Source organism: Pseudomonas corrugata (genome assembly GCF_001269905.1).
In the GTDB taxonomy this organism is placed as follows: Bacteria; Pseudomonadota; Gammaproteobacteria; order Pseudomonadales; family Pseudomonadaceae; genus Aquipseudomonas; species Aquipseudomonas corrugata.
The window spans coordinates 304523-315618 of record NZ_LHVK01000010.1 but is presented as its reverse complement, the minus strand read 5'-3'; the positions used below and the strand labels follow the sequence as shown (position 1 = coordinate 315618).

The 11096-nt window shown below is 58.3% G+C and carries 9 protein-coding genes; 6 read left to right on the top strand and 3 right to left on the bottom strand.

Going from position 1 to position 11096, the window contains the following annotated elements; translation table 11 throughout:
- Positions 1-275 precede the first annotated feature (275 nt).
- Positions 276-1859 carry a peptide chain release factor 3 gene (locus AD665_RS17980; protein WP_024781134.1) on the bottom strand — a complete coding sequence of 528 codons (1584 nt, stop codon included), beginning with the start codon at positions 1857-1859 and terminating at the stop codon, positions 276-278.
- A gap of 329 nt (positions 1860-2188) precedes the next feature.
- Between AD665_RS17980 and AD665_RS17975 the strand changes: the two genes are divergently transcribed.
- From AD665_RS17975 to AD665_RS17955, 5 genes are all read left to right on the top strand, one after another.
- Entirely contained in the window at positions 2189-2905 is a 717-nt protein-coding gene (locus AD665_RS17975; protein WP_024781133.1) for an ABC transporter permease, read from the top strand.
- 24 nt (positions 2906-2929) lie between these two features.
- The gene (locus tag AD665_RS17970) at positions 2930-3823 is read left to right on the top strand and encodes a glycine betaine ABC transporter substrate-binding protein (RefSeq protein WP_053193031.1); all 894 of its coding nucleotides are present in this window, start codon (positions 2930-2932) and stop codon (positions 3821-3823) included.
- Between the two features lie 10 nt (positions 3824-3833).
- Positions 3834-4487 (top strand): ABC transporter permease, encoded by a 654-nt coding sequence (locus tag AD665_RS17965; protein ID WP_024781131.1) that lies wholly within the window; start codon positions 3834-3836, stop codon positions 4485-4487.
- Complete coding sequence (locus AD665_RS17960; protein ID WP_053193029.1) at positions 4484-5641, top strand: osmoprotectant ABC transporter ATP-binding protein OsmV; 1158 nt, start codon at positions 4484-4486, stop codon at positions 5639-5641. The genes AD665_RS17965 and AD665_RS17960 overlap by 4 nt, the downstream gene beginning before the upstream one ends.
- A 509-nt stretch (positions 5642-6150) precedes the next feature.
- Positions 6151-7314, top strand: a complete 1164-nt coding sequence (locus AD665_RS17955; protein ID WP_024781129.1) for a type III PLP-dependent enzyme — start codon at positions 6151-6153, stop codon at positions 7312-7314.
- A 46-nt stretch (positions 7315-7360) separates the two neighbouring features.
- Here the strand turns inward: AD665_RS17955 and AD665_RS17950 are convergent, their stop codons facing one another.
- Positions 7361-8239: a hypothetical protein gene (locus AD665_RS17950; RefSeq protein ID WP_033035208.1), complete on the bottom strand. Its 879-nt coding sequence runs from the start codon at positions 8237-8239 to the stop codon at positions 7361-7363.
- A 94-nt stretch (positions 8240-8333) separates the two neighbouring features.
- Positions 8334-10553 (bottom strand): alpha-xenorhabdolysin family binary toxin subunit A, encoded by a 2220-nt coding sequence (locus AD665_RS17945; RefSeq protein WP_053193027.1) that lies wholly within the window; start codon positions 10551-10553, stop codon positions 8334-8336.
- Positions 10554-10797: 244 nt separating this feature from the next.
- Between AD665_RS17945 and AD665_RS27425 the strand changes: the two genes are divergently transcribed.
- On the top strand, positions 10798-10950 hold the full coding sequence (locus AD665_RS27425; protein WP_155254766.1) for a hypothetical protein: 153 nt from the start codon (positions 10798-10800) through the stop codon (positions 10948-10950).
- Positions 10951-11096 lie beyond the last annotated feature (146 nt).

The following is an 11096-nucleotide window of genomic DNA, read 5'->3' as shown; positions in this document are numbered from 1 at the left end:
GACCTGTCAGCCAAGATCAATGCCAAATGGGCCACCGCCATCGCGAGCAGGCTCGCTCCCACAGGGTTTGGCGTCGCACACAAATATCCTCTATCAGCAGTTCCACTGTGGGAGCGAGCCTGCTCGCGATAGCGACCTGTCAGCCAAGATCAATGCCGAATGGGGCGCCGCCATCGCGAGTAAGCTCGGCTCCCACAGGAGCAGCGCCGTAACGAGGAGGTATAAAAAAAGCCCCGCGGCTTTCGCAACGGGGCTTGGGTCTTGCGGCTCAGCGCTTAGTGATGCTCACGGGTCGCGCGGAATTTCACGTCTGGCCAGCGCTCTTCCATCAGCGCCAGGTTGACCCGGGTCGGGGCCAGGTAGGTCAGGTGACCACCACCGTCCAGCGCCAGGTTTTCCACTGCCTTGTTGGTGAATTCCTCAAGCTTCTTCTTGTCGCTGCATTCGATCCAGCGAGCCGAATACACGGTGATCGGCTCATAGGAGCACTCGACCTTGTATTCCTCCTTCAAGCGGCTGGCGACCACATCGAACTGCAGCACACCGACCGCGCCGAGGATGATGTCGTTGCTGCGCTCCGGGAAGAACACCTGGGTGGCGCCCTCTTCGGCCAGTTGCTGCAAGCCCTGACGCAGTTGCTTGGACTTGAGCGGATCCCTCAGGCGTACGCGGCGGAACAGTTCCGGGGCGAAGTGCGGGATGCCGGTGAAGCCCAGCACTTCGCCTTCGGTGAAGGTGTCGCCGATCTGGATCGTGCCGTGGTTGTGCAGGCCGATGATGTCACCGGCGAAGGCTTCTTCCAGCTGCTCGCGTTCCGAAGAGAAGAAGGTCAGGGCGTCGCCGATGCGCACGTCCTTGCCGGTACGCACGTGGCGCATCTTCATGCCTTTTTCGTACTTGCCGGAGCAGATGCGCATGAACGCAATCCGGTCGCGGTGCTTGGGGTCCATGTTCGCCTGGATCTTGAAGATGAAGCCCGAGAACTTCTCTTCCACCGGCTCCACGGTGCGCTCGTTGGCGACCCGTGGAAGCGGACGCGGGGCCCAGTCGACCACGGCGTCGAGCACGTGGTCCACACCGAAGTTGCCCAGCGCGGTACCGAAGAACACCGGGGTCATCTGGCCATCGAGGAACGCCTGCTGGTCGAATTCATGGCAGGCACCTTGCACCAATTCCAGCTGCTCGACGAAACGCTCGTACTCGTCGCCCAGATGCGCGCGCGCTTCGTCGGAGTCCAGCCTTTCGATGATCTTGGTTTCGGTGCGCTCATGACCGTGACCGGCGGTGTAGACGATGATGTAGTCATCGGCCAGGTGGTACACACCCTTGAAGTCGCGATAGCAGCCGATCGGCCAGGTGATCGGTGCAGCCTTGATCTTCAGGACCGCTTCGATTTCGTCGAGCAGTTCGATCGGATCACGGATGTCCCGGTCGAGTTTGTTGATGAAACTGACGATCGGCGTGTCCCGCAGACGGCAGACTTCCATCAGCGCAATGGTCCGCGGCTCGACGCCTTTACCGCCGTCAAGCACCATCAACGCCGAGTCCACCGCGGTCAGCGTGCGGTAGGTGTCTTCGGAGAAGTCTTCGTGGCCCGGGGTGTCGAGCAGGTTGATCATGTGCTCGCGATACGGGAACTGCATGACCGACGTGGTAATGGAAATCCCCCGCTGCTTTTCCATCTCCATCCAGTCGGAGGTGGCATGGCGGTCGGACTTGCGCGACTTCACCGTACCGGCAACCGCGATGGCCTTGCCCATCAACAGGAGCTTCTCGGTGATGGTGGTCTTACCGGCGTCGGGGTGGGAAATAATTGCGAAAGTGCGGCGTTTCGCGACTTCGGCGGCCTGTTTGGTCATGGGAAATCGCCTGGCAGGTGATTCAAAAAAGGGCGGCGATTATAGCCCAACTTGTGCCAGGAACCGAACCGTTGAGCACATCGAAGGTGGCCATATGCTCCCCGATATGGGAACCTTTTGCCCCGTGGAGACGTCCACCCCCCTGCCGCGTCAATTCGTCAAGGGCTGAAAAATCAGCAAGTTAGCCTGACGAGGCTGCGCTCATGGCTCGATAACGTGCCGTTTTACCGGCATCGAAAAGAGCTGCTTCTCGCGAACGTTTTCCCGGCGACTTTACGGTCTGCCGACTGGGGAAGCGTGCGCCGACTGAAAGACAAAGGAGTCCGCCTGTGGCTATCCGCTATGGCAAAGGGCTGACAGGAGGCGTGGTCGTCGTCGCGCTCCTGGCCCTGTTGGTCCACTGGATCGGCATCGATACGATCCGACGTTATCACGACGATCTGTTGTTCTACTTGCAAGCCCACCTGATGCTGGTACTGGTTTCCATGCTGGCAGCCCTGATCATCGGCATCCCCGCCGGTATCGCCCTCAGCCGCCCCGGCATGGTCGGACGCGCCGAGCGCTTCATGCAAGTCTTCAATATCGGCAACACCGTGCCGCCCCTGGCCGTACTGGCCATCGCCCTCGGCTTCTTGGGGATCGGTAGCGGGCCAGCCATCTTCGCCCTGTTCCTCGCCTCGCTGCTGCCCATTGTGCGCAATACCTATGAAGGCCTGAAAAACGTCCAGGGCTCTCTCAAGGAAGCCGCCACCGGTATCGGCATGACCCCGCGCCAAGTGCTGTGGAAAGTCGAACTGCCCAACGCCGTGCCGATCATTGTCGGCGGCGTGCGGGTCGCCCTGGCGATCAACGTCGGTACCGCGCCACTGGCTTTCCTGATCGGTGCCAACAGCCTTGGCAGCCTGATCTTCCCCGGCATTGCCTTGAACAACCAGCCGCAATTGTTGCTCGGCGCCACCTGCACCGCCCTCTTGGCATTGTTGCTCGATGGCCTGGTGACACTGGCCAGCCGACTCTGGCTGGAACGCGGTCTGCGACCGTCATAAAGCCGGCTGGATTAAGGAATCATCATGAAGAAGTTGAGCTTGATACTGGGCTGCGTCCTGCTGTTTGCAGGGTTCGCCCAAGCAGCGGAAAAACCGGTGATCCGCCTCGGTGCCCGGGTCTTCACCGAGCAGACGCTGCTGGCGGAGATCACCGCACAATACCTGCGCAGCAAAGGCTACGACGCACAGATCACTGGAGGGCTGGGCAGCAACCTGGCCCGCAGTGCCCAGGAAACCGGGCAGTTGGACCTGCTCTGGGAATACACCGGCGTCTCACTGGTGGCCTACAACCATGTCACGGAGAAACTCGACAGCGCCCAGTCCTACGCCCGAGTGAAAGCACTCGATGCGAAAAAAGGCCTGGCCTGGCTGGTGCCGTCGAAATTCAGCAACACCTACGCGCTGGCCCTGCCGGAGAAAGTCGCCCGCCAATACCCACAGATCAGCAACATCAGCCAATTGAACAGTGTGCTGCAAGCCGAAGCGGACCAGAACCACTTGGTGGCCCTGGACACCGAGTTTGCCAACCGTCCCGACGGCCTGGCGGGCATGGTCAAGCAGTACGGCATGAACCTGACGCGCCGGAATATCCGCCAGATGGACGCCGGCCTGGTCTACACCGCTCTGCGCAACGGCCAGGTATTCGCCGGTCTGGTGTACACCACCGATGGCCGGCTGAGCGCCTTCAATTTGAAATTGCTCGAGGATGACAAGCACTACTTCCCCGACTACACCGCCGCGCCGGTGGTGCGCCAGGCGTTCCTGGACGCACATCCGCAATTGGCCGCGCAACTCAAGCCGCTGGCCGAACTGTTCGACGATGAAACCATGCGACAACTCAATGCCCGCGTGGACGTCGACCATGAGAGCCCTTCTGTGGTGGCCGCCGACTTCCTGCGCCAGCACCCCATCGACTGAGGAAAAAGCCATGGAACTATTGAACGCCTTTTCCCATCTCGACTGGCAGCAGGTCATGCACCTGACCTGGCAGCACATCACTCTGGTGGGCATTGCCGTAAGCCTGGCGATTCTCATCGGCGTGCCGCTGGGCATTTTCATGACCCGCTTCCCGGCACTGGCCGGCCCCTTGCAGGCCAGCGCCACGGTGCTGCTGACGATCCCGTCGATTGCCCTGTTCGGCCTGTTGTTGCCGTTCTACTCCAAGTTCGGCCAAGGCTTGGGCCCGATGCCAGCAATCACCGCCGTGTTTCTCTATTCGCTGTTGCCGATCATGCGCAACACCTACCTGGCCCTCACCGGCGTCGAACCGGGCATCCGTGAAGCCGCCCGAGGCATCGGCATGACCTTCGGCCAGCGCCTGCGCATGGTCGAGCTGCCCATCGCCGTACCGGTGATCCTCGCCGGCGTGCGCACCGCCGTGGTCATGAACATCGGCGTCATGACCATCGCCGCCACCATCGGTGCCGGTGGCCTGGGCGTGCTCATCCTCGCTTCCATCAGCCGCAGCGACATGTCGATGCTGATCGTCGGCGCCGTGCTGGTCAGTCTCCTGGCCATCTTCGCCGACCTGCTTCTGCAATGGCTGCAACGCTCGCTGACTCCAAAAGGATTAACGAAATGATCGAACTCCAGAACCTCAGCAAGACCTTCAAGAGTAACGGCAAGGATGTCAACGCCGTGGACTCGGTGAACCTGACCGTCAACGAAGGCGAGATCTGCGTGTTCCTCGGGCCCTCGGGCTGCGGCAAGAGCACCACGCTGAAGATGATCAATCGGCTGATCAAGCCCACCTCGGGCAAGGTGCTGATCAACGGCGAAGACACCACCGACCTCGACGAGGTGACCCTGCGCCGTAACATCGGCTACGTGATCCAGCAGATCGGCCTGTTCCCGAACATGACCATCGAGGAGAACATCGTGGTGGTGCCGAAGCTGCTCGGCTGGGACAAGCAGAAATGCCACGACCGCGCCCGCGAGTTGATGAGCATGATCAAGCTCGAACCCAAGCAGTACCTGCATCGCTATCCCCGTGAACTGTCGGGTGGCCAGCAGCAACGGATCGGCGTGATCCGCGCCCTGGCGGCCGACGCGCCGCTGCTGCTGATGGACGAACCCTTCGGCGCGGTGGACCCGATCAACCGCGAAATGATCCAGAACGAGTTCTTCGAGATGCAGCGGGCGCTGAACAAGACCGTGATCATGGTCAGCCACGACATCGACGAAGCCATCAAGCTGGGGGACAGGATTGCGATCTTCCGCGCCGGCAAGCTGGTCCAGTGCGATCACCCGGACACGCTGCTGGCGCATCCGGCCGACGAGTTCGTCAGCAACTTCGTCGGCCAGGACAGCACGCTCAAGCGTCTGCTGCTGGTCAAGGCCGAGGATGCGGCCGACAACGCGCCCTCGGTCAGCCCGGAAACCCCGGTGGTCGAGGCGCTGGAATTGATGGATGAACATGACCGGCGCTACGTGGCGGTCACCTGCGCCGAGAACAAGGCCCTGGGCTACGTGCGCCGTCGCGACCTGCACCGCCAGACCGGTACCTGCGCGCAATTCCTGCAGGAGTTCAACGCCACGGCCGCCTATGACGAACATCTGCGGATCCTGCTGTCGCGCATGTACGAGTTCAACCGCTCGTGGTTGCCGGTGATGGATGCCGAACGGGTCTTCCTCGGCGAGGTGACCCAGGAATCCATCGCCGAATACCTGAGCTCTGGACGCTCTCGTGGCGGCAAGACCAGCATTGTCTCGCCGGCCGAAACCGCGCAGGCTTAATTGCCCACAAACCCTGTGGGAGCCAAGCTTGCTCGCGATAGCGGCGGCACAGCCAGCACTGCCGTCAACTGACCCACCGCCATCGCGAGCAAGCTCGGCTCCCACAGTTTTCCGGCGTGCTGATCCAAACCGGGTCTCTCCAAGCACTGCGAAACACCCCCGATTATTCATCCAGCGGGAACATCAATCCGTCACACAGGTCGGTTACATCAAGAGCAGTCGCCGGCCGCACGACGGATGTGTGCAAAAACGCGACATTTTTAGTTGATCTCAGGCCCCTCACGCCCTAAAGTTCGCGCCGAACGTCCATGCTGGAAACGATCCATCCGGCTCAAGTACTGACGACGAGACAGCAAGGCCAAGGGCACCACGCAGCCCATGGCCTTTTTGCTTTCGGCGACATGCCTTGGGAAGTAGGCGAACCAAAGTGGGGATACGGAGGACGTTCACGGGGGCAGCTTGCCCTCAAACCCATTGATCCTGATGTTTGCCAGTAGGAGTCCCAACGTATGTCGATCCAGGTCGAAGATTATTTCGCGCGCGAAACCTTTCAGAAAATGAAGGCGTTCGCCGACAAGCAGGAAACCCCGTTCGTGGTGATCGACACCGCGATGATCTCCCAGGCCTACGACGACCTGCGCGCAGGTTTCGAGTTCGCCAAGGTCTACTACGCCGTGAAGGCCAACCCGGCGGTGGAAATCATCGACCTGCTCAAGGAAAAAGGCTCGAACTTCGACATCGCCTCGATCTATGAGCTGGACAAGGTCCTGAGCCGGGGCGTTACCCCCGACCAGATCAGCTACGGCAACACCATCAAGAAGTCCCGGGACATCCGCTACTTCTACGAAAAAGGCGTGCGCCTGTACGCCACCGACTCCGAAGCCGACCTGCGCAACATCGCCAAGGCAGCGCCGGGCTCGAAAGTCTATGTACGTATCCTGACCGAAGGTTCGACCACCGCTGACTGGCCCCTGTCGCGCAAATTCGGCTGCCAGACCGACATGGCCATGGACCTGCTGATCCTGGCCCGTGACCTGGGCCTGGTGCCATACGGCATCTCGTTCCACGTTGGCTCGCAACAGCGCGACATCAGCGTTTGGGACGCCGCCATTGCCAAGGTCAAGGTGATCTTCGAGCGTCTCAAGGAAGAAGACGGCATCGAGTTGAAACTGATCAACATGGGCGGCGGTTTCCCGGCCAACTACATCACCCGCACCAACAGCCTGGAAACCTACGCCGAGGAAATCATCCGTTTCCTCAAGGAAGACTTCGGCGACGACCTGCCGGAAATCATCCTCGAGCCGGGCCGTTCGCTGATTGCCAACGCCGGTATCCTGGTCAGCGAAGTGGTGCTGGTCGCCCGTAAATCCCGTACCGCCGTCGAGCGTTGGGTCTACACCGACGTGGGCAAGTTCTCCGGCCTGATCGAAACCATGGACGAAGCCATCAAGTTCCCGATCTGGACCGAGAAGAAAGGCGAGATGGAAGAAGTGGTCATCGCCGGCCCGACCTGCGACAGCGCCGACATCATGTACGAGAACTACAAGTACGGCCTACCACTGAACCTGGCCATCGGTGATCGCCTGTACTGGCTGTCGACCGGCGCCTACACCACCAGCTACAGCGCCGTGGAATTCAATGGCTTCCCGCCGCTGAAGTCGTTCTACGTGTAACGCAGCCTGTCGATAAAAAAGGTCCATGCACCCTGCATGGACCTTTTTATTTGCGCAGCCAGGCCTCGAAATCCTCCAGCAGCTCCATGCATCGACCAACCGCCTTCATGGCAACGCTCAATTTCGAATTCAGTTCTCCCAGCCGCACCGCATAGCTTGCGCGCCTGAGCGTCAGAACCACGTCCTCCATGCGCTGATATAAATCCTGCGCCAACAAGCCCATCTGCCCGTTCAGACTGTTGAATGCCTTGAACAACGCGGCAATGTCGGCCTTGTATTCCATCGCCCTGATCGAAGCGTCCCGCGAGGAATAAATCATGTCCCAGGCGGGTGCAGTGACCGGCTCCTGAAATAACATCTGCGCCACGCTCGGCTGGGTGTGGCAAAGACAAGCGCGATGATCCATGGCGCTGATGAACACCGGGTTCAACCCGAGTGACTCTCGATACAGTTCATTGAATCGAAACACCCACTGCCTGATCGCGCTCCTGTGGTTGATAAAACGCAAGTGAAGCTCATGGGTCAGGTCCTCTACCTTTATCGGTGGAGCCAACAACCATTGCGCTGAACGGGACAAGCTGAACAGTCTGAAATCCACTCGCTCAACCGGTTCACGTCTGGAAACCCTCGCGGTGATGTCGAGTGCATCCCGGATAAACGCCGACAGTGCTTCCACATCCCTTTCCAGGGACATTCTTATGTCATTGACGTAACCCCAAAGCGCCGATAGGTACTGCGAGTTGAAAAGTGCGTTATTCCACCGTGAATCCACCGCCAGCACGACAGGCTGATGGCCGGCACTTCGACGCCGTTCAAAAACGACCGATATGTTATTCAAGATCGAGCGTAGGGAACCCAGGAAGTGAGCGTAACGATCCAGGGTCTGTCGCTGCGCCCCTGTCCATTCATAGCCAAGTTGATCCATATTCTGCCCCCGGCGATGGCAGACACGGGTCCGCCACCGCGTCATCAATGGAAATGTCCATTCCGGTCAGGACGACTCCGCTCCGATGGGTTGGTTACCCACGGAGGGGGCGCAAATGGTTGATCATGCCTGGGATCAGATCACATGCGGTGCGCACGCGCGCCTCGACAGGTTGCGACTTCTGCGGCTCGAAAACCCCAGCGAAGTGTTCAAAAGCCGCAACGATATTCAGGAACTCCTTGAGAAAACGCCCACGTCCCCCGTCCAATGCGTCAAGCGTCTGAACCAGCTCAACCTTGCCCAGGATCAGGGTGATGTCCCTGGTATACGCCTCTGCCTCCAGGCGCAGTTGCCTGGCCCGGTCCCGAAGGCGGTTGTACCCGGCAACCATGTTGAGGTAGGAAATGGTTTCAGCGATGCCAGAGAGCGTTTTCTTCAGCGTGTCCATGGCCAGCAATGCAATTTGGACCTGAGGGGGCGCCATGCCCATCGCCATCAGATTATCCACGGTCAACTGAGCCTGCTGACCGATGTTCTCCACGCCGTTTCTTTCAATCAACTCAATCGCATCGGCAACCGATTTCATCTGCGAGTCCAATTCAGCTCGCCTGGCCTCAGCCTTGATCTTTTGGTCTTGTGCAAACGCCCGGTCCTGCTCCAGTGTGGCGATCCATTGCGCCGAGGCGCTCTTGTCATAGCGGGCACCGAGGTCGACCTGAAGTGCTTTCAATTCGCGGGTCTGTTGGGCGATGGCAACGAACACTTCTTGCAGCTCATCTTCCATTTCCCTGGACATTTCATGTTGTTCATTCCTGTCATGGGCGTTTTCAAAATCCTCCTGAATCTGCTTGAGGTTGCCGAGCGCCCGGTCCAATACATACATCGTTGTCTGTGCACGGCTGCGCAAACCAAACGTCGTACTGTCGATCATCAGCGCCAGGCCTATCATTCTCTCCACCACACCCGGCAGATAGGCATGCCGTTGAAACAGCATCTGTGCCCGAACACTGTAGCTCTGAACGTCCGAGTTATGATTGCGTAACACCCGCACCTCAAAAGCTGGATAATCAGCGACCCTCAACATCATTCGCCCCATCTTCCTTGACATCAAGTTATCCATTTCATACTCCCGCTGAGCTTCTGCAAACACTGTCAACAGTGCATCGGAACCGGTGCGGATATCCCGCCAGGGTTTGAACACTTTCTTCACGTTTCGGATAAACCCCCTCAAGCTCACGGCGTTATGTATCTTATCCACCTCCTTTACCGAGGAAGTGATATATAAGCCGAGCGCTTCCCATACCAGCATGAGGTTCTGAGTCGCCACTTCAGCTTCAATCGTAACGGCACTCAGATTCTGCAGATCAGCGCGCACGCGATTCAATGAACTCAATGTCTGGCTTTTGCTGGCCATATTCTGGATGGCAATGTCCTGAACTTCTTTCAATTGCCTGCGCTGATTGCGTATTTTCTCGGCCTGGACCCCCTGGTAGATGCCAAGAATCAGTCCGCCGACATTCAGGGTGGCTGCTGCAACAATCGCTTCTTTCACCATCTGGTCGTATTTTTTATTGAGCTCATCGAGCTCCGCGGCACGCTGATCGATATCATCCTGAAGTACTTGAATGTCCTGTCTATAGGAGTTCTCGCTCACCGCTTTCAATCGCAGCTTGACTTCCGGCAGCACCTTTTCCCGCAAGTCCGTGCCAAAGCGGTCCAGCTCCGACCTGACACTTTCTGCCTTCGTCTGACAATCCTTCACATCAGAAAGCATGGCATTGAGGTAGTACTTGATCTCTGGGATATCCCCCGAAGGCAGCGTTACGTCGGGGAGGCCGGGGTGTTTGAGCTTGAGCTGCAGATAGCCCTCCACGGTGCTGATTGCATGCTCCCTGAGATGTTTCGCTATTTCACTGTCGTCATAAACCTCAACGATTCCTTCGCCATTCTCGATGATCTTTTCGGCAAACAATTTCAGATGAGTGCCAGTCAACATGATCTCTCGACGCAACGGCGCCCAACGCTTGGCGTGGTCATAGGTCATTGTGAATGTTCGCAGAAAATCCCTGGCCGTCAGCCCGAGACCGCCCCCGTCACCCGCACCGTAATTCAAATAGGCAACCACATCGTTATAGCGATAAGGTAACGACAATCCGAGCACTTCATACCGGCGCAGACTGATAATCTGCTCTTTGGTCAGTTGTATGCCGGGTTCCCGATTATATTCACCTCCGCTGCCCAAAGACGCCTCTACAAAAATCTTAGGCGCTTGCGCCGCAGCCTCGACAATCTTATCGTCCAAGTTAAATTCCATCACAGACTTCCTGTCTTCTAAAATTACATTGAAGTTTCGCCGAGGGTAATCAGAGCAAAACACCACTCATATAATTAACCGATCGCGCAAAATGACTCTAAAGCAGTTGCGCACCCGCCCACTACTCTTCAAATATTAGAAAACAAGACAATCTTCCGACAGCCCGGACACGCGCTGAGTCAATGGCGAATACTCAGTCATTACCAAGCATTAACAACGTGTTATCCGGCCCCCCAAGTCATGAGTGGAAAATGACGAGGTCGACAAGCACCTGGACCTGCAATCCAACGCGCAGAAACTGACTGACGAAACCTGCTACGACAAGGCGTCCTCGATCCGTTTCGCCAACCAGCCGGCCGGGCGTACGGCGTTGCTGAGCACCAACGTCCATTTCTGACCGGCAACGGCTGGGGTCGTGATGTGGTCACCTGCTCGCTCCCACAGGGCTTGATTTCGACATCACTGGCTGAGCCGGGCTTTTTATGCGTGTTTATGAATGCTTCTCGATAACACACGGCATAATGCACGCCGTGATGAACAGCA

Coding starts and splice junctions, on each gene's coding strand:
- AD665_RS17970 (WP_053193031.1), top strand. CDS start 2,930: ATGAAGAAGTTGAGCTTGATACTGGGCTGCGTCCTGCTGTTTGCAGGG.
- AD665_RS17955 (WP_024781129.1), top strand. CDS start 6,151: ATGTCGATCCAGGTCGAAGATTATTTCGCGCGCGAAACCTTTCAGAAA.
- AD665_RS17980 (WP_024781134.1), bottom strand. CDS start 1,859: ATGACCAAACAGGCCGCCGAAGTCGCGAAACGCCGCACTTTCGCAATT.
- AD665_RS17945 (WP_053193027.1), bottom strand. CDS start 10,553: ATGGAATTTAACTTGGACGATAAGATTGTCGAGGCTGCGGCGCAAGCG.
- AD665_RS17965 (WP_024781131.1), top strand. CDS start 3,834: ATGGAACTATTGAACGCCTTTTCCCATCTCGACTGGCAGCAGGTCATG.
- AD665_RS17960 (WP_053193029.1), top strand. CDS start 4,484: ATGATCGAACTCCAGAACCTCAGCAAGACCTTCAAGAGTAACGGCAAG.
- AD665_RS17950 (WP_033035208.1), bottom strand. CDS start 8,239: ATGGATCAACTTGGCTATGAATGGACAGGGGCGCAGCGACAGACCCTG.